Source organism: Lysinibacillus sp. BS3 (assembly GCF_039614735.1).
GTDB lineage: Bacteria > Bacillota > Bacilli > Bacillales_A > Planococcaceae > Lysinibacillus > Lysinibacillus capsici.
The window spans coordinates 2727852-2751810 of record NZ_CP154860.1 but is presented as its reverse complement, the minus strand read 5'-3'; the positions used below and the strand labels follow the sequence as shown (position 1 = coordinate 2751810).

14 protein-coding genes, 2 tRNA genes, 3 rRNA genes and 1 pseudogene are annotated in these 23959 nt (G+C 39.4%); 14 read left to right on the top strand and 6 right to left on the bottom strand.

Going from position 1 to position 23959, the window contains the following annotated elements; all coding sequences use genetic code 11:
* Positions 1-104: 104 nt before the first annotated feature.
* From mnmG to rpmH, 6 genes are all read right to left on the bottom strand, one after another.
* On the bottom strand, positions 105-1997 hold the full coding sequence (gene mnmG / locus AAJG31_RS13505; protein WP_048395211.1) for a tRNA uridine-5-carboxymethylaminomethyl(34) synthesis enzyme MnmG: 1893 nt from the start codon (positions 1995-1997) through the stop codon (positions 105-107).
* 27 nt (positions 1998-2024) lie between these two features.
* Positions 2025-3410 carry a tRNA uridine-5-carboxymethylaminomethyl(34) synthesis GTPase MnmE gene (gene mnmE / locus AAJG31_RS13500; protein ID WP_054548811.1) on the bottom strand — a complete coding sequence of 462 codons (1386 nt, stop codon included), beginning with the start codon at positions 3408-3410 and terminating at the stop codon, positions 2025-2027.
* A gap of 249 nt (positions 3411-3659) precedes the next feature.
* Positions 3660-4460 carry an RNA-binding cell elongation regulator Jag/EloR gene (gene jag, locus AAJG31_RS13495; RefSeq protein WP_279493535.1) on the bottom strand — a complete coding sequence of 267 codons (801 nt, stop codon included), beginning with the start codon at positions 4458-4460 and terminating at the stop codon, positions 3660-3662.
* Positions 4457-5227, bottom strand: a complete 771-nt coding sequence (gene yidC / locus AAJG31_RS13490; protein ID WP_025115704.1) for a membrane protein insertase YidC — start codon at positions 5225-5227, stop codon at positions 4457-4459. Before yidC ends, jag begins: the two co-directional genes overlap by 4 nt.
* 372 nt (positions 5228-5599) lie before the next feature.
* Entirely contained in the window at positions 5600-5944 is a 345-nt protein-coding gene (gene rnpA / locus AAJG31_RS13485; RefSeq protein ID WP_048395204.1) for a ribonuclease P protein component, read from the bottom strand.
* Between the two features lie 100 nt (positions 5945-6044).
* Entirely contained in the window at positions 6045-6179 is a 135-nt protein-coding gene (rpmH, locus tag AAJG31_RS13480; protein ID WP_004233310.1) for a 50S ribosomal protein L34, read from the bottom strand.
* A 590-nt stretch (positions 6180-6769) separates the two neighbouring features.
* Here rpmH and dnaA point away from each other — a divergent pair.
* The 14 genes and pseudogenes from dnaA (at position 6770) to AAJG31_RS13410 (ending at position 23775) form a co-directional block, all read left to right on the top strand.
* Complete coding sequence (dnaA, locus tag AAJG31_RS13475; RefSeq protein ID WP_004233307.1) at positions 6770-8119, top strand: chromosomal replication initiator protein DnaA; 1350 nt, start codon at positions 6770-6772, stop codon at positions 8117-8119.
* A 169-nt stretch (positions 8120-8288) separates the two neighbouring features.
* Complete coding sequence (gene dnaN / locus AAJG31_RS13470; RefSeq protein WP_279493545.1) at positions 8289-9425, top strand: DNA polymerase III subunit beta; 1137 nt, start codon at positions 8289-8291, stop codon at positions 9423-9425.
* A gap of 113 nt (positions 9426-9538) precedes the next feature.
* Positions 9539-9763 (top strand): S4 domain-containing protein YaaA, encoded by a 225-nt coding sequence (gene yaaA / locus AAJG31_RS13465; RefSeq protein WP_004233303.1) that lies wholly within the window; start codon positions 9539-9541, stop codon positions 9761-9763.
* 3 nt (positions 9764-9766) lie between these two features.
* Positions 9767-10882 (top strand): DNA replication/repair protein RecF, encoded by a 1116-nt coding sequence (gene recF, locus AAJG31_RS13460; protein ID WP_048395200.1) that lies wholly within the window; start codon positions 9767-9769, stop codon positions 10880-10882.
* A 93-nt stretch (positions 10883-10975) separates the two neighbouring features.
* Positions 10976-12910: a DNA topoisomerase (ATP-hydrolyzing) subunit B gene (gene gyrB / locus AAJG31_RS13455; protein ID WP_048395198.1), complete on the top strand. Its 1935-nt coding sequence runs from the start codon at positions 10976-10978 to the stop codon at positions 12908-12910.
* Between the two features lie 25 nt (positions 12911-12935).
* Entirely contained in the window at positions 12936-15401 is a 2466-nt protein-coding gene (gene gyrA / locus AAJG31_RS13450) for a DNA gyrase subunit A (protein ID WP_048395196.1), read from the top strand.
* A 141-nt stretch (positions 15402-15542) separates the two neighbouring features.
* A complete protein-coding gene (locus tag AAJG31_RS13445) occupies positions 15543-16625 on the top strand; it encodes an HD-GYP domain-containing protein (protein ID WP_279493547.1) in 1083 nt (360 codons plus the stop codon).
* Positions 16626-17017: 392 nt separating this feature from the next.
* A 16S ribosomal RNA gene (locus tag AAJG31_RS13440) occupies positions 17018-18569 on the top strand.
* Positions 18570-18663: 94 nt separating this feature from the next.
* Positions 18664-18740, top strand: a tRNA-Ile gene (locus AAJG31_RS13435).
* 12 nt (positions 18741-18752) lie between these two features.
* Positions 18753-18828, top strand: a tRNA-Ala gene (locus AAJG31_RS13430).
* Positions 18829-18917: 89 nt separating this feature from the next.
* Positions 18918-21845 (top strand): 23S ribosomal RNA (locus tag AAJG31_RS13425).
* A 70-nt stretch (positions 21846-21915) separates the two neighbouring features.
* A 5S ribosomal RNA gene (gene rrf / locus AAJG31_RS13420) occupies positions 21916-22031 on the top strand.
* Together the 16S, 23S and 5S rRNA genes with 2 tRNA genes alongside form the textbook arrangement of a ribosomal RNA operon.
* 124 nt (positions 22032-22155) lie before the next feature.
* A pseudogene (locus AAJG31_RS13415) lies at positions 22156-22277 on the top strand (IS200/IS605 family transposase); the annotation flags it as partial.
* A 604-nt stretch (positions 22278-22881) separates the two neighbouring features.
* Positions 22882-23775, top strand: coding sequence for a patatin-like phospholipase family protein (locus tag AAJG31_RS13410; protein ID WP_279493548.1), 894 nt, complete (start codon positions 22882-22884; stop codon positions 23773-23775).
* Positions 23776-23959 lie beyond the last annotated feature (184 nt).

Sequence of the window (23959 nt, the reverse complement as noted above, 5' to 3'; positions counted from 1 at the left end):
TTTGTTGATCTAGCTATACAACTCCAACTAATAGTATAGCTTTAAAAATAGGAAGCGGGCACAATGGTATGCCCGCCTCTTATTCACTTTACTGTTGTTGATGATCAGCTGCTTACTTTCGCAATTTTACCTTGTTCAATATAAACAAGCAGAATTGAAATATCAGCTGGATTAACACCAGAAATACGAGAGGCTTGCGCAATAGATAGAGGTGTAACTTGTTTTAATTTTTGACGCGCTTCTGTTGCTAAACCTGAAATAGCATCGTAATCAATATTCTCAGGAATTTTTTTGTTTTCCATTTTGTGTAGTTTCTCTACCTGTTGCAATGCTTTTTCGATATAGCCTTCATATTTAAGCTGGATTTCAATTTGTTCTTTCACTTCATCCGCCAATTCGATTTCTGCAGGAATTAAAGAAGAGATTAACTCATAATGCATTTCAGGACGTTTTAATAAGTCTGCACCACGTATACCGTCTTTTAATTCACTACCACCAACAGAACGAATAACAGATTGTGTCGCTTCATTTGGCTTAATAATGACTTCACGAAGACGTGCAATTTCATTTTCAATCAGCTCTTTTTTCTCATTGAAACTAGCATATCTTTCTTGTGGAATCATCCCCATATTGTAAGCTAACTCTACTAATCGTAGATCTGCATTATCATGACGTAATAGTAAACGATATTCTGCACGAGATGTTAATAAACGATATGGCTCATTTGTTCCTTTTGTCACTAGGTCATCGATCAAAACGCCAATATAAGCATCCGAACGGCTCAAAATTAATTCGTCTTTACCTAGTACATTAGCAGCAGCATTCATGCCCGCCATTAAGCCTTGCGCGGCAGCTTCTTCATAGCCAGATGTGCCGTTGATTTGACCCGCTGTATATAAGCCTTTAATACGTTTTGTTTCTAAAGTTGGCCATAGTTGTGTTGGCACAATTGAATCGTATTCAATAGCATAACCAGCGCGCATCATTTCCGCATTCTCTAAGCCAGGTATAGATTTTAGTAAACGTGTTTGAACATGCTCTGGTAGGCTTGTTGACAAACCTTGAACATAAACCTCACGTGTATTGCGGCCTTCTGGCTCTAAGAAGATTTGGTGTCTTGGCTTATCATTAAAACGTACAACTTTATCTTCAATAGATGGGCAATAACGTGGACCTGTCCCTTTAATCATCCCTGAATACATCGGTGAAAGATGTAAATTTGCTTCAATAATTTCATGAGTTTCAGGGCTTGTATATGTTAACCAGCAAGGTAGCTGATCCATGATGAATTCAGTCGTTTCAAAACTAAATGCACGTGGAACATCATCACCTGGTTGAATCTCTGTTTTGTCATAATCTATTGTTCGATTATTCACACGTGGTGGTGTACCTGTTTTAAATCGAACTAGATCAAAACCTAGCTCTTTTAAATTATCAGCTAAGCGAATTGACGGTTGTTGGTTATTAGGACCACTTGAATACTTAATATCACCAATAATGATTTCACCACGTAGGAAAGTACCTGTTGTCACGACAACTGTTTTAGCACGATAAACGGCACCAATTTGTGTAATGACTCCTTTTACTTCCCCATCCTCAATAATCAACTCTTCAACCATCCCTTGATGGATTGTTAAGTTTGGTGTTTCTTCTAATACTCGTTTCATTTCTTGCTGATACAAAACTTTGTCCGCTTGTGCGCGCAATGCACGTACAGCTGGGCCTTTCCCTGTATTCAACATTCGCATTTGAATATGCGTTTTATCTATCACTTTCCCCATGACGCCTCCTAAAGCGTCAATCTCACGTACGACAATTCCTTTGGCAGGACCACCAATAGATGGATTACATGGCATAAATGCAATCATATCTAAATTGATTGTTAGCATTAATGTGTTAGCACCCATTTTAGCTGCGGCATGTGCAGCTTCTGAACCTGCATGACCAGCACCAATCACAATCACATCAAACGTGCCTGCCTCATATTTTGTTGGCATGCTCGTACCTTCCTTTCTTTCTGAAAATTATTTTCCTAAACAGAACTGAGAAAATAGTTGATTGATGAGGCTTTCTTGAACAGTATCACCAATGATTTCGCCAAGTATTTCCCATGTTCTTGTTACATCAATTTGTACCATATCAACTGGTACACCATCCTGTGCAGCTGCTATTGCATCTTCTACCGTTGCTTGCGCTTGGTGTAGAAGAGCAATATGTCTTGCGTTTGAAACATATGTTAAATCGCCCGCTTCGATTTGTCCCTCAAAGAACAATGCAGCAATGGCTTCTTCTAGCTCTGTAATACCTTCCTCTTGTAGCAGAGAAGTTGTTACAATGCGATGGTCACCAGCTAATTCCTTGACACGAGCCAAATCAATTTTTTGCGGTAAATCTGTTTTATTGACAATAACGATGTAATCCATCGCTTCAATTGTTTCGAATAGACGCTCATCCTCAGCAGTTAATTCATCTGCATAGTTTAATACAAACAGAATTAAATCAGCTCCACGAAGAGCTTCCCGTGAGCGTTCTACTCCAATTCGTTCAACAATATCTTCTGTTTCCCGAATACCCGCTGTATCCACTAAACGAAGTGGAACACCTCGGACATTGACGTACTCCTCTATAATATCACGAGTAGTCCCTGCAATATCTGTCACTATGGCCTTATTTTCTTGTACTAAGCTATTTAATAGTGAAGATTTCCCTACATTCGGACGACCTAAAATAACTGTTGATAATCCCTCACGTAAAATTTTTCCTTGAGAAGATGTTTGCAAAAGTTTTATAATTTCATTTTTTACCCATGTACATTTCTCTACTAATACAGGTACAGTCATTTCTTCTACATCATCATACTCTGGATAATCTATATTAACCTCTACTTGGGCTAATGTCTCTAGTAAAGCTTGGCGCAAATCACCAATAAGTCTCGATAATTTTCCATCCATTTGACCCAGAGCCACATTCATCGCACGATCTGTTTTAGCTCTTATCAAATCCATTACTGCTTCAGCCTGTGATAAATCAATACGTCCGTTTAAAAAGGCACGTTTTGTGAATTCACCTGGTTCAGCTAACCTTGCTCCATTTGTTAAAGCAAGTTGCAACACGCGTTTGACTGAAACTAATCCACCATGACAGTTTATTTCAACTACATCCTCACGTGTGAATGTTTTTGGCCCACGCATCAGCGAGAGCATTACTTCCTCTACTACCTCATTAGTTTTAGGATCGACTAAATGTCCATAATGAATAGTGTGCGAATCTTTGGTTGTTAAACTTTTTCCCCCGGGTGATTTGAATATTTTGTCTGCAATCGTCACAGCCTCGTCTCCACTTAAACGAACGATGGCTATGGCACCTTCACCCATCGGTGTGGATATCGCAGCAATTGTATCGAACTCCATTTAATGACCTCCTCAACGTTATCCACATGTGGATAATCAAAACCGACCAATACTTACTAACACCTTAGACTAACATATTTTCAGCAAAATCTAAAGTAAGGATCATTTCCAAATGTGGATAAAATCAATTTTTCGCTAATCATATTTTCGACAAAATTTGCTACGTTTCATTAAAAAAGGTCATTTTATCTAAAAGATAAAATGACCTTTCAAAATATATTGTCTGTATGATTATGTGAAACAGCCTAATTATTTTTTTACTGGTTCTATTACTAAATAACGATTAGGCTCCGTACCTTCTGAATACGTTTCAAGATCTAGACGATTTGCTAATTGATTATGAATTATCTTTCGTTCGTAAGACGGCATTGGTTCAAATGCCACACGTTGATTTAAGCGTAATGCTTTATCCGCCATTCGATCCGCAAGTAATTCTAAAGCTACTTGTCGACGCTCGCGATAGTTTTCTACATCTAGTTTCACCATTAAGAACTGCTTTGCGCTTTTATTTAATACGAGTTGTGTTAATTGCTGTAAGGAATTTAATGTTTGACCTCGTTTCCCTATAAGCAGGGCAGCTTTCTCACTTTTTAGTTGAAATAATACATATTTCCCTTCGCGTGTCGTAGCAATCTCAAGATCATGAATAGCCAATTGTTCAGCGATACTACTTAAATAAGCCTTTGCCTCTTCAATTGGATTTGCTGAGTCTCCATCCTCAGCTTGTTCTTTAACGACTTGTTGAACTTCTTCCATTTCACTTGGTTGTTCAGAAACTTGTGAACTTAGTGTTTCAACATCATCTACTTCTATTGGTTCATATAATTGAGTTACTACGTGCAATTGCGCATTGTCGCTTTCAATTGTCGGAACCTGAACTTCTTTTACTGTTACACGTACCTCTGCAGAACGTGCACCAAAACCTAAAAATCCTTTTTTACCTTCTTGTAAAACTTCAACATCTACTTGTTCACGGGTTTTGCCAAGTTTCTGTAACGCCAATGAGATCGCTTCTTGTGTTGTTGCGCCTATTTGCGTAAGTTGTTTCACTTTTTAGCCCCTCCATTTTGAGCAGGTTGTGTTTTATCTTTATTCCAAGGTTTATAAATGTACAAGTTTTGGAAAATCGAAATAATGTTTCCGATTACCCAGTATAATGATAATGCAGCTGGTAAGGCCATACCAAAACCAATAATCATGAATGGCATAATATACATCATAATTTTCATTTGAGGATTATCCATTGCTGGTCCTGTACGTAACACGATAAATTGCATTAAGCCAGCTGTAATAGCTAATGCAGGTGCAGGATCTGCTAGCGGGAAGATAAAGAAATTCCCTAAATCAAATGTTGATGTTGCATTCATACGGCTAATTGCATGATAGAAACCAATTAAGATTGGCATTTGAATGATTACTGGTAAGCATCCTGCAAGTGGATTTACTCCAGATTCACTCATTAACTTCATCATTTCTTGCTGATATTGTTGTTGTGTCTGAGCATCCTTAGAAGCATACTTCTTTTGCAGTTCCTTCAATTTTGGTTGAATTTCTTGCATCTTTTTAGAACTCTTTGTTTGTTTGATCATCAATGGTAAAATTGCTAAACGAATAATAATCGTTACGGCAATGATCCCCCATGCATACGTACCTAGCAGATCAGCAAAGTATTTTATTGCTGATACCAACGGCCAAACAATGAATTCATTCCAGAAGCCTGTGCTATCTTTGGAAATTGGTTCATTGAATTCTGTACAACCAGAAAGTAGTAAGGCTACCGATACTAGTGACAAAATTACCCAATGTTGTTTTTTCAACCTTCTTCCCCCTACAATTACTATTCACTTTTTCTTATTCTTATGGTTCTTTTTGTACCGACAGTTTCCTATCACATAATCGGTTTAACGTCAGTAGCCTTATCTTTATTTCAGTCCACTTTTGAGAGTCCTCGATGAAGATAAAGTTATCAGTTATTTTATCATGCCTATAACATTCACTCTACTAAATATTCTAACTACACACGCTTATTCTTAAGATAAGTTGTGAATTTTACATATTTTTAAGCGAAAACTCTCGCCACAAATACCCCCGTGTGTATAATTCTCTTACATATAATTTTATGCAAAATCACATATTATTTATTCTATTGCTAACAGTACAGGCGTAATTTCACCACTTGGTTGCATACATTACACTTTTTTCATTACCTTTGCGATTCGTAGTACATGCTGCAAACTTTGTTTCACTTCATGAAAATCCATAGTGGCCGCCGGATGTCTGGCGATAATAACATAATCCATATTCGGCTTTAGCTCATCTTTTAATTCATGAATACTTTGTCGAATATAGCGTTTTACTTGGTTGCGTGTTACCGCATTCCCAAGCTTCTTACTAACTGATAAACCTACACGAAATTCCGTTTGTCCCTCTTTTACTAAAAAATAAACAACAAACTGACGATTAGCGAAAGATTTACCTTTTTTAAACACCTTTTGAAAATCATCATTCTTCTTCACTCGTTGGCGTTTTTTCATTTCTTTCACCTGCTATTAGATAATATCTTTTGATCCTCATTTCTAGGTTTACCAAAAATAAAGAAAAAAAAGACCACTGATGTGGCTCAGTGGACTTATTTTATGCTGATAAAACTTTTCTTCCTTTACGACGACGAGCAGCAAGAACTTTGCGACCGTTTTTCGTGCTCATACGTGCGCGGAAACCGTGTACTTTGCTGTGCTTACGTTTTTTTGGTTGGTAAGTACGTTTCATTTATATAGACACCTCCTGATATGAGTTGAATTTTTCAACATACAGACTCGAATATTATATAAAGTATCTAGTTATTTTGTCAATGAATTTCACAAATTTCTTTTAATCCGTCCAACTATCTATTTATTCTATTCTCAATTTTCTAGTGTTTGGAACTCTACTAGAAATATTTTTTCTACATAAACATAAAAATATTTATCCACAGAGTACTTGTTTTTTTTACACAGAGTTGTGTATAGTATTTTTTGCATTATTTTTTATCCACAACAATTATCTACAGGTTTCTCACATAAGCAGTGCTTGTGGACAACTATAAAGTGCATAACTGTAAGCTATGTGGATAAGTTTCACAAACTATTGAAATAGCTTTGTTTTTCTGATACGATTACTGTGCTTCACTTTGTTGAAAACTAAAACGAACATTTTAATTATCCACAACTGTTAATATGCTGTGGATAATTTTTATCACAGCCTTTGGTTAACTTTTATCCACAACTTGTGATTATGTGGACGAGTTATAAAATGAACGTATTTACAATTCTATAAATGCGATTTTTTTTGTATTGAACACTGTAAAGGAGATTAGCAGCTTGGAACATTTAGAAGAACTATGGAACAATGTCCTGGCTCAAGTTGAACAAAAAATTTCTAAACCAAGCTTCGAAACGTGGCTAAAGTCTACGAAGTTACTATCTTACAATGGTAGTGGGTCCACTGTGACAATTGCTGCGCCAAATTCGTTTGCTCGAGACTGGCTTGAAAATCATTATATTCATTTGATTACAGGTATATTAACGGAGCTAACAGGCGAAGACTTGCTTATTAAATTTGTTGTTCAAAAAAACCAGGATTCGGACGATTTTGATTTGCCAGCGCCGATTATCCAAGCAAAAAATAATGAACATCATGATATTTCACCAGGTATGTTAAACCCGAAATATACTTTTGACACGTTTGTTATTGGCTCTGGTAACCGCTTTGCACATGCAGCTTCGCTAGCTGTAGCTGAAGCACCTGCTAAAGCATACAATCCATTCTTTATTTATGGGGGAGTAGGGCTAGGTAAAACGCACTTAATGCACGCTATTGGTCATTATGTATTAGAGCATAATCCAAATGCTAAAGTAGTGTACTTATCATCCGAGAAATTTACAAATGAATTTATTAACTCAATTCGTGATAACAAAGCACTTGATTTTCGCAATAAGTACCGCAACGTGGATGTACTGCTAATTGATGATATTCAATTCCTTGCTGGAAAAGAATCAACTCAAGAAGAATTTTTCCACACTTTTAATACTTTACATGAAGAATCCAAACAAATTGTTATATCAAGTGACCGACCTCCTAAGGAGATCCCAACTTTAGAAGATCGGCTCCGTTCACGTTTCGAGTGGGGGTTAATAACTGATATTGCGCCACCCGATTTGGAAACTCGTATCGCTATTTTGCGTAAAAAAGCAAAAGCAGACGGTCTAGAGGTACCAAATGAAGTAATGCTTTATATTGCGAACCAGATTGACTCCAATATTAGGGAGCTTGAAGGTGCGCTTATTCGCGTCGTTGCCTACTCATCTCTTGTAAACAAAGATATTACAGCGACATTAGCTGCCGAGGCATTGAAGGATATCATTCCAAATTCAAAACCGCGAACAGTGACAATATTAGACATTCAAAATGCAGTAGGGGAACATTTTAGTATACGTTTGGAAGATTTCGCTGCTAAAAAACGTACTAAATTAATTGCTTTTCCACGTCAAATCGCTATGTACTTATCGCGCGAGTTGACAGATTTTTCGCTGCCCAAAATTGGCGAAGAATTTGGTGGCCGCGATCATACGACTGTCATCCATGCACACGAAAAAATATCTTCTATGTTGAAAAATGACGTTCAACTTCAACAAGATGTTAAACAAATTCGTAGTATGCTAGGCAAGTAATTGCTGTGGACAAACTAACTATTTAAACACAAACTTATACACAGTCTATCTACATGTGGATAGACTGATTTTATTCATAAAAATATACTTATCCACAAATCCACAGGGCCTATTACTATATCTTTTTATTTTATATAAATAAATAATATAAATATGTGAGGGAAAACGAATGAAATTTGATATTTTACGTGACCGTTTATTAGAAGGTTTAAATGATGTCATGAAAGCAGTAAGTTCAAAAACAACTATTCCGATTTTAACTGGTATTAAAATTGACGTAACAGAGGAAGGGATCCGCTTAACTGGTAGTGATGCTGATATAACTATTCAAACATTTATTCCAGTAGAAGAAGATGGACAACAAATTATTCACATTACAGAAACAGGTTCAATTGTTGTACAAGCACGTATGTTTAATGAAATCGTACGTAAATTACCAACAAACGATGTTGAAATTCAAGTAACACCAGGTTTCCAAACGCATATTCGTTCAGGGAAATCGGAATTCCATTTAATTGGCTCAGATGCAGCAGAGTATCCTTTATTACCAGAGCTTACAGAAGATCAAAAATTTACTATTCCTGCTGATCTCTTAAAAACAATTATCCGTGAAACAGTATTCGCTGTTGCCACTTCAGAAAGTAGACCCGTGTTGACAGGTGTAAACTGGCAGATCAAAAATGAAACATTAATCTGTGTTGCAACAGATAGTCATCGTTTGGCAAGACGTAAAGTGCAACTCGAAAATTTACCAGAAGTTGAACATAGTGTAGTAATTCCAGGGAAAAGTTTGAATGAATTAAATAAAGTACTTGAAGATTCTACAAATCTTGTCCAAATCGTTATTACAAGTCAGCAAGTATTATTTAAAACTGGTGATGTATTATTCTTCTCTCGCTTACTGGAAGGAAATTATCCTGACACAACTCGTTTAATTCCTGAAGAGTATCAAACAAATTTAACAATTAATGGTAAATCTTTATTACAAGCTATTGACCGTGCATCACTTGTTGCACGAGGAGATCGTAATAATGTTGTCCGTTTTGAAATTTTAGATAACCAAGCAGTTGAGGTTTCTTCTAATTCTCCTGAAATCGGAAAAGTACAAGAAGAAATTCCTGTGGAAGCATTAGAAGGGGAAGGTTTAAAAATCTCATTCAGTGCAAAATATATGATGGAAGCATTAAAAGCAATAGATGGACAAGACGTAGTTATTCAATTTACTGGGGCAATGAGACCGTTTATTTTACGTTCCGTTCATGATGATGCTATTTTACAATTAATTTTACCTGTACGAACTTACTAAAGAATAAAAGATCTGTTAAGATAGTCGCTCTTCGTGACTATCTTTTTTTACTTATGGCGTAATTTTAGGTATGATAGAGAGATAGACAGTCTGTATTCGGAGGGGAACACACTATGCAGGACATTAAAATTGATGAGGAGTTCATCACGTTAGGGCAACTTTTAAAAATTACTGATGCCATTAGTTCAGGTGGAATGGCCAAGTGGTTTTTACAAGAACATGCTGTATATGTAAACGGAGAAGTAGACGATCGTCGAGGTCGTAAATTACGTAACGGAGATATTGTAAATATTCCTGGATGTGGTCGTTTTCAAATTATAGGACCAACTGGACAATAAATTATGTATATTGAGCAAATAAAACTTACAAATTACCGTAACTATGATGCCTTAGCTTTAAACTTCTCTCCAAAAATTAATGTTTTCATTGGTGAAAATGCACAAGGAAAAACAAATGTTATGGAGTCCATCTATGTTTTAGCAATGGCTAAGTCCCATCGAACAACGAACGATAAAGAATTGATACGTTGGGATTCAGACTATGGTAAAATAGAAGGGGCCGTTAAAAAAAGGCATGGTATTTTACCGATCGAACTTACGATTACAAAGAAAGGTAAAAAGGGCAAGATAAATCATATAGAGCAAAGTCGCCTTAGTCATTATATTGGTCAAATGAATGTCGTTATGTTTGCGCCAGAGGATTTGAACGTTGTAAAGGGAAGTCCGCAAATACGTCGGCGTTTTATTGATATGGAGATTGGGCAAATTTCGCCTGTCTATTTACATGATTTATTAACCTTTCAAAAAGTTTTAAAACAACGTAACCATTTTTTAAAAATGAACCAAGGCAAGTCCATGCCAAATGATGTGATGTATGAGGTCTACAATGAACAATATATTCACGCTGCTACCCAAATTATTCGTAAAAGATTTCAATTTATGGATTTATTGCAAGAGTGGGCGGAACCCATACACGCAGGTATATCGCAAGGTAAGGAAACACTGGTTATAAAATATCGTACGGTAGCTGGTATTGAAAAAGAACACTCTACTAGTGAAATTGAAAATACTTTACATCAAAAATTAATTGAAGCGAGAGAACGTGAATTTGATAGAGGCGTGACATTAGTTGGTCCACACCGAGATGATTTACAATTTTTAGTGAATGGCTATGATGTTCAAACTTATGGTTCACAAGGACAGCAGCGTACTACTGCATTGTCTTTAAAGCTTGCTGAAATTGAATTAATTAAACAAGAAACAAATGAAACACCCATACTACTTTTAGATGATGTTTTATCGGAACTCGATGATTATCGCCAATCGCATTTATTAAATACCATTCAGGGTGAAGTCCAAACCTTTGTTACAACCACAAGTGTGGAAGGAATTCATCATGAAACGATGGAACAGGCTCAACTGTTCCACGTGAAACAAGGTGCGATTGAAAGAAGTTAGCCAGGGTAGTTTTTTAGATTACAAAAAGAATGGTAATAGTCAGCTCGGTTGACTGTTCATTCATTTACACACAATGATGTTATGAAGGAGTAGATGAAAGCCGTGGCTATAGAGAACGAAGGTTTACAAAACCAAGCTTATGAGGCCGATCAGATACAGGTATTAGAAGGTTTAGAAGCAGTACGTAAAAGACCAGGGATGTATATCGGTTCAACTAGCTCTAAAGGGCTTCACCATTTAGTATGGGAAATTGTTGATAATAGTATCGATGAAGCACTTGCAGGATTTTGTACAGATATCAAAGTAACAATTGAAAAAGAAAACTGGATTCGTGTAGAAGATAACGGTCGTGGTATTCCAGTTAGTATTCAAGAAAAAATGGGTAAGCCTGCTGTTGAAGTTATTATGACTGTTTTACATGCTGGTGGTAAATTTGGCGGTGGAGGCTATAAAGTTTCTGGTGGTCTTCATGGAGTTGGAGCATCAGTAGTAAATGCACTTTCTGTTGAAACAATTGTTCAAGTACATCGTGAAGGTCATATCCATGAAATAAAATTTGAACGTGGAAAAACAGTTCAAGAGTTAATGGTTATCGGTGACACCGATCATAATGGTACAACAACGCGTTTTAAAGCTGACCCAGAAATATTTAAAGAAACTACTGTTTATGAATATGATATTTTAGCTCATCGTATTAGAGAATTGGCTTATTTAAATCGTGGTATTAAGATTACGATTGCTGATGAGCGTGAAGAAGAGATTCGCTCAACAACATACCACTATGAAGGTGGTATTCGCTCTTATGTTGAGCATTTAAATCAATCTAAAGAGCCAATCCATGATCCAATTGATGTCCTTGGGGAGAAGGATGGCATCACAGTAGAAATTGCTATGCAATATAATGCTGGATTCTCTTCTAATATTTTTTCATTTGCTAATAACATTAATACGTATGAGGGCGGTACACATGAGTCAGGGTTTAAAACAGCCCTTACACGCGTTATTAATGACTATGCACGAAAAAGTGGATTACTAAAAGAATCTGACGCTAATCTTACAGGTGAGGATGTACGAGAAGGGTTAACAGCTATAGTTTCTGTAAAACACCCAGATCCGCAATTTGAAGGACAAACAAAAACAAAGTTAGGGAATTCAGAAGTAAGTCAAATTACCAATTCTTTGTTCTCAGATGGCTTTGAGCGTTTTATGTTAGAAAATCCAACGGTTGCACGAAAGATTGTGGAAAAAGGATTAATGGCAGCCCGTGCTCGTGTAGCTGCGAAAAAAGCACGTGAGTTTACTCGTCGTAAAAATGCCCTTGAAGTATCTAGCTTACCGGGTAAATTAGCTGACTGTTCTTCTACTAACCCAGCTGATTGTGAAATTTATATTGTTGAGGGTGATTCTGCCGGCGGTTCGGCTAAATCTGGACGTGATCGACACTTCCAAGCAATTTTACCTTTACGTGGTAAAATCCTTAACGTTGAGAAAGCTCGTCTAGATAAAATTTTATCGAATGCGGAAATCCGTGCGATGATAACAGCATTCGGTACTGGTATTGGTGAGGAGTTTAATTTAGAGAAAGCTCGTTATCATAAAATCATTATCATGACAGATGCCGATGTCGATGGGGCACATATTCGTACATTACTTTTAACATTCTTCTTCCGTTTCCTTCGACCACTTATAGAAGCTGGCTATATTTATATTGCACAGCCACCACTTTATCAAGTGAAACAAGGTAAACATATTGAGTATTGCTATGATGAAGAGACATTAAAAGAAATTTTAGAACGGCTACCAAAAATGCCAAAGCCAAATGTGCAGCGTTATAAAGGTCTTGGAGAAATGAACGCTGAGCAGCTTTGGGAAACAACAATGGATCCTGAGTACCGCACATTATTACAAGTAGAATTAGATGATGCAATTAAAGCAAACCAAGCATTTGAACGTTTAATGGGCGATGAAGTTGAACCTCGTCGTCAATTTATCGAGGAAAATGCCGTATACGCTAATTTAGATATCTAATTTTTCTTGAGAGGAGGTCTACACTTTGTCAGAACAAGAACGCTCCGGTGTTAAAGGAGTTAATATAACAGAAGAAATTGAAACATCCTTTCTTGATTATGCAATGAGTGTAATTGTATCACGTGCATTACCTGATGTACGTGATGGATTAAAACCAGTTCATCGTCGTATTTTATATGGGATGCAGGAATTAGGTAATACAGCAGATAAAGCCTACAAAAAGTCAGCACGTATCGTTGGGGATGTAATGGGTAAGTACCATCCACATGGTGACTCTTCCATCTATGATGCAATGGTACGTATGGCACAAGATTTTAGCTATCGCTACATGCTTGTTGATGGTCACGGAAACTTCGGTTCTGTTGATGGTGATGGCGCAGCAGCCATGCGTTATACAGAATCACGTATGTCTAAAATAGCAATGGAAATGCTCCGTGATATTAATAAAGATACAATTGACTATACAGATAACTATGATGGATCAGAAAAAGAACCAATAGTTTTACCAAGTCGCTATCCAAATCTTTTAGTCAACGGTGCTGCAGGGATTGCTGTAGGTATGGCAACAAATATTCCTCCGCATCAATTGGGCGAAACAATTGATGCTGTTATAGCACTTTCTGAAAATCCGGCCATTACGACTGAAGAGCTGATGGAAATCATTCCTGGCCCTGATTTTCCTACTGGTGGATTAATTTTAGGACGTAGTGGTATTCGTAGAGCCTATGAAACTGGTCGAGGTTCCATTATCATCCGTGCGAAAGTGGAAATTGAGCAAAAGGCAAATGGTAAAGAAACTATTCTTATTCATGAATTGCCTTACCAAGTGAATAAGGCTAAGCTCATTGAAAAAATTGCAGAGCTTGTACGTGATAAAAAAATAGATGGAATCACAAATTTACGTGATGAATCAGACCGTCGTGGTATGCGTGTAGTGATTGAAGTTCGTAAAGATGCAAATGCTAATGTTGTACTAAATAATTTATATAAACAAACAGCTATGCAATCTAGCTTCGGTATCAATATGCTATCTTTAGTAAACGGACAGCCTAAAGTATTAGGCTTAAAAGAAATGCTATACCATTATTTAGAACACCAAAAAGTAATTATTCGTCGTCGTACAGAGTTTGATCTTCGAAAAGCTGAAGACCGCGCTCACATTTTAGAGGGCTTACGAATCGCACTCGATCATATTGATGAAATAATCGCTATTATACGTGGTTCACGTAGTGGTGAAGAAGCAAAACCTCAATTAATGGAACGCTTTAACTTATCGGAGCGTCAGGCTCAAGCTATTTTAGATATGCGCCTCGTTCGATTAAGTGGCTTAGAACGTGAAAAAATTGAAGCAGAATATCAAGAGCTTCAAGTTCTTATAGCTGAATTAAAGGCAATCTTAGCAGATGAAGAGAAAATTGTAGATATTATTCGTACTGAAATCTTAGAGTTGAAAGAACGTTTTAATGACACACGTCGTACTGAGATTACATCAGGTGGAATTGAAATGATTGAGGATGAGGATTTAATTCCTGTTGAAAACTCAGTTGTTACTTTAACACATAATGGCTATATCAAGCGTTTAGCTGCGAATACATATCGTAGTCAAAAGCGTGGTGGTCGTGGTGTACAAGGAATGGGTACAAATGAAGACGACTTTGTAGAGCATCTAATGAATACTTCTACCCACGATACAATTTTATTCTTCACGTCTAAAGGTAAAGTATTTAGAGCAAAAGGATATGAAATACCTGAGTTCGGTCGTACTGCTAAAGGGTTACCAATCGTAAACTTGCTTAATATAGAAAAAGGCGAAAAAGTAACAGCTATGATTCGTGTTGCGTCGTTTGATGAAGATGCTTACTTTATCTTTACCACAAAAACAGGTATTACAAAACGTACCCCTGTATCACAATTTGCTAACATCCGAACAAATGGTTTAATCGCAATCAGCTTGAGAGAAGACGACGATCTTATTTCGGTACGTCTTACAGATGGAGAGAAACAAGTGATTATTGGTACTCGCGATGGTATGCTCGTTCGTTTCCAAGAAGACGACATTCGATCTATGGGCCGTACAGCTGGTGGTGTTCGAGGCATTAAGCTACGTGATGGTGATGAAGTAGTTGGCATGGAGATTGTTGAACCAGGGCAAGAAATATTAGTAGTAACTGAAAAAGGTTACGGTAAACGTACTTCTGAAGAGGACTATCGTTTACAAAGTCGTGGTGGAGTAGGACTGAAAACTATTCAGATTACAGATAAGAATGGTCCAATGGTGGCTGTAAAAACCGTCGATGGTTCTGAGGATTTAATGCTTATAACTATTAATGGTATGCTTATCCGTATGGATGTAAATGATATTTCATTAATTGGGCGCAGTACGCAAGGTGTACGTTTAATTCGACTAGGAGATGACGAATTGGTTGCAACTGTCGCTAAAGTGGAAAAAGCAGAAGAGTCTTTTGAAGACGAAGAGGAAGTCGAAGAATAGTATAATCCGATGACGACATTATTGAATGTCGTCATCGGTTTTTTTACGTAAATAATGAAAAATAAGTAATTATTTTGAATTCCATGATAAAATGATAATACCTTATTTTGAAGCAAGAAATAGTGGAGAGGTGTTCATTCTGTGGAAACTATACATGTTCCAATTTCAGAGCTAGGTGTTGGCAAGGTAATTTCTGAAGATATATTTGCTAATACACAGTATCCGATTATTTTCAAAGATACAATGATTTCTTATGTACACTTGCAAGTTTTTCATGCATTTAATATTTTCACCGTCCCCGTTTATAAAAGTGAAAATGATATGCGTGTAGAAAAGAATGAAAGTGATGTCGAAGTTATAATAGAAGAACTTCCGACTTTTAGGAAAATCTATAATCATTCTGTTGAACAGTTTAAAAAAGAATTTAAAAACTGGGAAGCGGGCGCCAAGGTAGATATTGCAAAGGCCAGAACAATTATTTTACCTTTAGTAGAGATGGTACTAGAAGATCGTACTATTATTTTTGATTTAAATGAGTATTCAAATCCAAAAGACTACCTGTATCATCATTGTGTAGCAACTGGTCTGATTGCCTCAGTTATTGGTCAAAAACTTGGTTATGATAGAGGAACCACTATTCAAGTAGCCATCGGTGGTTTATTGGCTGATTGTGGTATGGCTAAAGTACATCCTCGTATCAGGGATAAGAAGACACCATTAACAGAGCAAGAATATGATGAGATATATAAACACCCGATTTATAGCCATAATATGGTGAAAGATTTGACCATTTTAAAAGAAACGATGAAAGAAGCAATCTTCCAACATCATGAACGTTTAAATGGTAGTGGATATCCGAAGAACGAAAAGATCGCCAATATTTCTATATTTGCACAAATTATTGCTGTTGCAGATGTTTTTCATGCTATGACATGTGAACGAGTATATAGAACGAAACAATCTTCATTTAAAGTAATTGAAATGATTAATGAATCTGAGTTTGGTAAATTTGATATTAAAGTAGTACGTGCATTAATTGATATTGTTGCAGATCTTCCGATAGGTACAATTGTAGAGCTTTCTAATTTAGAACGTGGGGAAGTAATGTTTGTAAATAAATTTGCCCCAACAAGACCACTTATTAAATTAATTCATTCAGGGGAAATTTTTGATTTAGGGAAAAATCGCAGTTTTTATATTTCACGTATCATAACTAATTTATAGATAGACGGGCAAACTATATTATGTGGTTTGCCTTTTTTATTAGGTAAGAGATGTACTCTACGCAAGTGCTAATATAATTTTTTCTTAACAAACACTTCGCAATAATAGTAATCAATTAAATAGTGAGCATTTTAACCATAATTGTTTTTTGAAACATTTATATATTGTATTAAAATATTTTTGGAGAAACTGTTGACTTTGTTTTGGAATCTTGATATTATAAATGAGTCGCCAAGAGGTGACAACGAAATAAACAAAATGAACCTTGAAAACTGAACAAGCAAAACGTAATCAATAAAGTTTTAAGTAGCTAGCTTCGGTTAGTGAACAAAACAAAAATTTTGGACATCAAACATGATGCCAGCAAAACAATTTGAGCTAATCAAATTTCTTTTATGGAGAGTTTGATCCTGGCTCAGGACGAACGCTGGCGGCGTGCCTAATACATGCAAGTCGAGCGAACAGAAAAGGAGCTTGCTCCTTTGACGTTAGCGGCGGACGGGTGAGTAACACGTGGGCAACCTACCCTATAGTTTGGGATAACTCCGGGAAACCGGGGCTAATACCGAATAATCTCTTTTGCTTCATGGCAAGAGACTGAAAGACGGTTTCGGCTGTCGCTATAGGATGGGCCCGCGGCGCATTAGCTAGTTGGTGAGGTAACGGCTCACCAAGGCGACGATGCGTAGCCGACCTGAGAGGGTGATCGGCCACACTGGGACTGAGACACGGCCCAGACTCCTACGGGAGGCAGCAGTAGGGAATCTTCCACAATGGGCGAAAGCCTGATGGAGCAACGCCGCGTGAGTGAAGAAGGTTTTCGGATCGTAAAACTCTGTTGTAAGGGAAGAACAAGTACAGTAGTAACTGGCTGTACCTTGACGGTACCTTATTAGAAAGCCACGGCTAACTACGTGCCAGCAGCCGCGGTAATACGTAGGTGGCAAGCGTTGTCCGGAATTATTGGGCGTAAAGCGCGCGCAGGCGGTCCTTTAAGTCTGATGTGAAAGCCCACGGCTCAACCGTGGAGGGTCATTGGAAACTGGGGGACTTGAGTGCAGAAGAGGAAAGTGGAATTCCAAGTGTAGCGGTGAAATGCGTAGAGATTTGGAGGAACACCAGTGGCGAAGGCGACTTTCTGGTCTGTAACTGACGCTGAGGCGCGAAAGCGTGGGGAGCAAACAGGATTAGATACCCTGGTAGTCCACGCCGTAAACGATGAGTGCTAAGTGTTAGGGGGTTTCCGCCCCTTAGTGCTGCAGCTAACGCATTAAGCACTCCGCCTGGGGAGTACGGTCGCAAGACTGAAACTCAAAGGAATTGACGGGGGCCCGCACAAGCGGTGGAGCATGTGGTTTAATTCGAAGCAACGCGAAGAACCTTACCAGGTCTTGACATCCCGTTGACCACTGTAGAGATATAGTTTCCCCTTCGGGGGCAACGGTGACAGGTGGTGCATGGTTGTCGTCAGCTCGTGTCGTGAGATGTTGGGTTAAGTCCCGCAACGAGCGCAACCCTTGATCTTAGTTGCCATCATTTAGTTGGGCACTCTAAGGTGACTGCCGGTGACAAACCGGAGGAAGGTGGGGATGACGTCAAATCATCATGCCCCTTATGACCTGGGCTACACACGTGCTACAATGGACGATACAAACGGTTGCCAACTCGCGAGAGGGAGCTAATCCGATAAAGTCGTTCTCAGTTCGGATTGTAGGCTGCAACTCGCCTACATGAAGCCGGAATCGCTAGTAATCGCGGATCAGCATGCCGCGGTGAATACGTTCCCGGGCCTTGTACACACCGCCCGTCACACCACGAGAGTTTGTAACACCCGAAGTCGGTGAGGTAACCTTTTGGAGCCAGCCGCCGAAGGTGGGATAGATGATTGGGGTGAAGTCGTAACAAGGTAGCCGTATCGGAAGGTGCGGCTGGATCACCTCCTTTCTAAGGATTATTTCGGAATACAAACCTCGGGTTTGTAAGATTACGTTTTGCGTTCAGTTTTGAAGGTTTATGAAATTCAATAAAACTTCCAAGAGGGCCTATAGCTCAGCTGGTTAGAGCGCACGCCTGATAAGCGTGAGGTCGATGGTTCGAGTCCATTTAGGCCCACCATATATACCTCTTGGGGCCTTAGCTCAGCTGGGAGAGCGCCTGCCTTGCACGCAGGAGGTCAGCGGTTCGATCCCGCTAGGCTCCACCATTTTTTTGTTCTTTGAAAACTGGATAAAACGACATTGAAATTGTAACAAACACATTTATTTTTTAAGTTTTTTATAGGCTTAATAACTTGGTTAAGTTATTAAGGGCGCACGGCGAATGCCTTGGCACTAGGAGCCGAAGAAGGACGGCACTAACACCGATATGCTTCGGGGAGCTGTAAGTGAGCTTTGATCCGGAGATTTCCGAATGGGGGAACCCACTACGTTTAATCGCGTAGTATCTTGACGTGAATACATAGCGTCTTGAAGGCAGACCCAGGGAACTGAAACATCTAAGTACCTGGAGGAAGAGAAAGAAAAATCGATTCCCTGAGTAGCGGCGAGCGAAACGGGAAGAGCCCAAACCAAGAGGCTTGCCTCTTGGGGTTGTAGGACACTCTATACGGAGTTACAAAAGAGCGAGTTAGATGAAGCGACTTGGAAAGGTCCGCCAGAGCAGGTAAAAGCCCTGTAGTCGAAAGTTCGTTCTCTCCTGAGTGGATCCTGAGTACGGCGGAACACGTGAAATTCCGTCGGAATCCGGGAGGACCATCTCCCAAGGCTAAATACTACCTAGTGACCGATAGTGAACCAGTACCGTGAGGGAAAGGTGAAAAGCACCCCGGAAGGGGAGTGAAAGAGATCCTGAAACCGTGTGCCTACAAGTAGTTAGAGCCCGTTAATGGGTGATAGCGTGCCTTTTGTAGAATGAACCGGCGAGTTACGATTACGTGCAAGGTTAAGCTTTAGAAGGCGGAGCCGCAGCGAAAGCGAGTCTGAATAGGGCGAAGTAGTACGTGGTCGTAGACCCGAAACCAGGTGATCTACCCATGTCCAGGGTGAAGGTGAGGTAACACTTACTGGAGGCCCGAACCCACGCACGTTGAAAAGTGCGGGGATGAGGTGTGGGTAGCGGAGAAATTCCAATCGAACTTGGAGATAGCTGGTTCTCTCCGAAATAGCTTTAGGGCTAGCCTCGTGATGAGAATACTGGAGGTAGAGCACTGTTTGGACTAGGGGGCCATCCCGGTTTACCGAATTCAGACAAACTCCGAATGCCAGATATTTATACACGGGAGTCAGACTGCGAGTGATAAGATCCGTAGTCAAAAGGGAAACAGCCCAGACCACCAGCTAAGGTCCCAAAGTAATCGTTAAGTGGAAAAGGATGTGGCGTTGCACAGACAACCAGGATGTTGGCTTAGAAGCAGCCATCATTTAAAGAGTGCGTAATAGCTCACTGGTCGAGTGACGCTGCGCCGAAAATGTATCGGGGCTAAACGATTCACCGAAGCTGTGGATTGACATCTACGATGTCAGTGGTAGGAGAGCGTTCTAAGTGCGTTGAAGTCAGATCGGAAGGACTGGTGGAGCGCTTAGAAGTGAGAATGCCGGTATGAGTAGCGAAAGACGGGTGAGAATCCCGTCCACCGTATGACTAAGGTTTCCTGAGGAAGGCTCGTCCGCTCAGGGTTAGTCGGGACCTAAGCCGAGGCCGATAGGCGTAGGCGATGGACAACAGGTTGATATTCCTGTACCACCTCCTCACCGTTTGAGAAATGGGGGGACGCAGTAGGATAGGGTAAGCGCGCCGTTGGTTGTGCGCGTCCAAGCAGTAAGGCGTGTGTGTAGGCAAATCCGCACACTGTAACGTTGAGCTGTGATGGCGAGTCCGTATGGACGAAGTTCCTGATTTCACACTGCCAAGAAAAGCCTCTATCGAGGTGAGAGGTGCCCGTACCGCAAACCGACACAGGTAGTCGAGGAGAGAATCCTAAGGTGTGCGAGAGAACTCTCGTTAAGGAACTCGGCAAAATGACCCCGTAACTTCGGGAGAAGGGGTGCTCTTGAGCGTGCAAGCGCATGAGAGCCGCAGTGAATAGGCCCAGGCGACTGTTTAGCAAAAACACAGGTCTCTGCAAAACCGTAAGGTGACGTATAGGGGCTGACGCCTGCCCGGTGCTGGAAGGTTAAGAGGAGTGGTTAGCGCAAGCGAAGCTGCGAATTGAAGCCCCAGTAAACGGCGGCCGTAACTATAACGGTCCTAAGGTAGCGAAATTCCTTGTCGGGTAAGTTCCGACCCGCACGAAAGGCGTAACGATCTGGGCACTGTCTCAACGAGAGACTCGGTGAAATTATAGTACCTGTGAAGATGCAGGTTACCCGCGACAGGACGGAAAGACCCCGTGGAGCTTTACTGTAGCCTGATATTGAATTTTGGTACAACTTGTACAGGATAGGTAGGAGCCAGAGATCTCGGAGCGCCAGCTTCGAAGGAGGCGTCGGTGGGATACTACCCTGGTTGTATTGAAATTCTAACCCATGCCCCTTAGCGGGGCAGGAGACAGTGTCAGGCGGACAGTTTGACTGGGGCGGTCGCCTCCTAAAAGGTAACGGAGGCGCCCAAAGGTTCCCTCAGAATGGTTGGAAATCATTCGTAGAGTGTAAAGGCACAAGGGAGCTTGACTGCGAGACCTACAAGTCGAGCAGGGTCGAAAGACGGGCTTAGTGATCCGGTGGTTCCGCATGGAAGGGCCATCGCTCAACGGATAAAAGCTACCCCGGGGATAACAGGCTTATCTCCCCCAAGAGTCCACATCGACGGGGAGGTTTGGCACCTCGATGTCGGCTCATCGCATCCTGGGGCTGTAGTCGGTCCCAAGGGTTGGGCTGTTCGCCCATTAAAGCGGTACGCGAGCTGGGTTCAGAACGTCGTGAGACAGTTCGGTCCCTATCCGTCGTGGGCGTAGGAAATTTGAGAGGAGCTGTCCTTAGTACGAGAGGACCGGGATGGACACACCGCTGGTGTACCAGTTGTCTTGCCAAAGGCATCGCTGGGTAGCTATGTGTGGACGGGATAAGTGCTGAAAGCATCTAAGCATGAAGCCCCCCTCAAGATGAGATTTCCCATTACGCAAGTAAGTAAGATCCCTCAAAGACGATGAGGTAGATAGGTTCGAGGTGGAAGTGTGGTGACACATGGAGCTGACGAATACTAATCGATCGAGGACTTAACCAAAAAAGTTTGAAACATTCAATGTGCCGTTTATCCAGTTTTGAAAGAATAAATCTTTCAATTAAATACAAAGTCTAGTGATGATGGCAAAGAGGTCACACCCGTTCCCATACCGAACACGGAAGTTAAGCTCTTTAGCGCCGATGGTAGTTGGGGGCTTCCCCCTGTGAGAGTAGGACGTCGCTAGGCAAAAAAAACAGTCAGCTGTGCGCTGACTGTTTTTTTATTGTATATTTTAAAAAAACCTTGCTATGCGAGGGGTTCCAAAGAGCTTCTAGCTATGGACAAGAAAAAAACAGCCGAGCAATCAGGTATGTTGGTGAGTATTCGAGCAAAAATAATTGTTTCATCTTTTGTGGTTTATTTGAAAGGGAAGAGTAGCTTAATATTCGATCGGCATGCCAACCTGAATACAAATATGGAAACAGGAAGTTTTGAGTGTGTCTTTTGACACGGACCAGTACCCCAGCGTTTCACGCGAGAGCAAACCACCAGTCTAACTTGGTTCTGATTCATTGTAATCTTAGCAAGATATAGAAGGGGTTAGTAAGCTATTAACTAAGTCGGCTAAAATTTTCAAGCCTTCAGTGAAAGAATAAAATTAGAAGTTATGAAAACCCCAGCATTTGTGGATAGCTAAACATTCTGTAACTTTTTTTAAAATTAAATAATATCAATCACCATCAGTACGTTCTTATAAGACATAGTTAATATAGATAAGGGCTGTGATTTAAATTAAATATTGTTGGGGGCTTAGGCCCTTTATTTTTGTTGTTAAAAATATGTTCTACACTAAAAATTTCCGGAACTAAAATTATTGTTGAAACTACTTTAGCATTTAAGTAGCTCTTTACATTTCTTAGAATAACGATATTTCGCCGCATATTCTTATATGATACTGTAATCGAATTTTAGCTAGACACTTGGTTAAAGTTTGCTGCTATGTACATAAGTATCGTCAATAAAGTAGAAAATTTAGTTCTATTCGTCATTCTTCATTCTTATACTGTAAAGATTACATCAAAAAGGAGAGGAAATTTTGTGGATTGATGGCGTGTTTTCTGGTGGCGGTTTGAAGGGCTTTGCATTAGTAGGGGCATATCAAGTACTAGAAGCTGAACATTTTCGATTTAAACGTGTAGCTGGTACAAGTGCGGGTGCCATTTTAGCCGCCTTTATTGCGGCAGGATATAGTGGAAAAGAGATAGAAATTATGCTAGAAGAGTTAGATGTTCCTTCATTACTTGATCCAAGAAGAACAATTTTACCTTTTCCTTTTATGAAATGGGTAAATGTTTATAATCATTTAGGTCTCTATAAAGGAAAGGCGTTAGAAAAATGGTTTTTCCAAAAGCTAGCTGCAAAAGGAGTATATACTTTTGGTGATCTGCCTAAAGATTCACTTAAATTAGTAGCTTCAGATTTAACGAATGGTAGAATGATTGTTTTACCAGACGATTTGCATAAATATCAAATTGAAGCAAAGAATTTTTCAGTAGCTTGTGCGTTACGCATGAGTTGTGGTATACCTTTTTTCTTTGAACCAGTTACATTAAAGACTGGTAAGGGTGAATCGGTTATAGTGGATGGTGGTGTTTTAAGTAATTTTCCACTATGGATATTCGATGATAAAGAAGGTCGGAAAGTACGTCCGATTTTAGGTCTGAAACTGAGTAGAAGAGGAGAAGAACAATGTCCTCAAGAAATTAAGAATGGTCTAAATTTATTTGAGGCACTATTTTCAACTATGAAAGATGCACATGATGAAAGGTATATATCAAGACGACACGAAAGAGACATTATTTTTATTCCTGTAGAAGATTATAGTGCAACCCAATTTGATTTAAATGAAGAAACAAAAGAAACTCTATTAGATATAGGAAGAAACCGTACAATTCAATTTTTACGAAATTGGCCAAGATTGAGGTTGTAATTTTTTAAAAAAATAATTATAAAACTATTGACCAATGAAAAATAGGGTGTTATTATATAAAAGTTGCTGTTGAGATATGCAGCTACTAAAATATAAAATAAAATAACTGTTTGACATTAAATATAAAACATGTTATTATATAAAAGTTAACTCTTACAGAAGAGTAAACAAAATGAACCTTGAA

Bases quoted from the DNA above. Each gene is read 5' to 3' on its own strand.
- rnpA (WP_048395204.1), bottom strand. From the start codon at position 5,944: ATGAAAAAACGCCAACGAGTGAAGAAGAATGATGATTTTCAAAAGGTG.
- yaaA (WP_004233303.1), top strand. From the start codon at position 9,539: ATGCAGGACATTAAAATTGATGAGGAGTTCATCACGTTAGGGCAACTT.
- gyrB (WP_048395198.1), top strand. From the start codon at position 10,976: ATGAAAGCCGTGGCTATAGAGAACGAAGGTTTACAAAACCAAGCTTAT.
- recF (WP_048395200.1), top strand. From the start codon at position 9,767: ATGTATATTGAGCAAATAAAACTTACAAATTACCGTAACTATGATGCC.
- dnaN (WP_279493545.1), top strand. From the start codon at position 8,289: ATGAAATTTGATATTTTACGTGACCGTTTATTAGAAGGTTTAAATGAT.
- mnmE (WP_054548811.1), bottom strand. From the start codon at position 3,410: ATGGAGTTCGATACAATTGCTGCGATATCCACACCGATGGGTGAAGGT.
- mnmG (WP_048395211.1), bottom strand. From the start codon at position 1,997: ATGCCAACAAAATATGAGGCAGGCACGTTTGATGTGATTGTGATTGGT.
- rpmH (WP_004233310.1), bottom strand. From the start codon at position 6,179: ATGAAACGTACTTACCAACCAAAAAAACGTAAGCACAGCAAAGTACAC.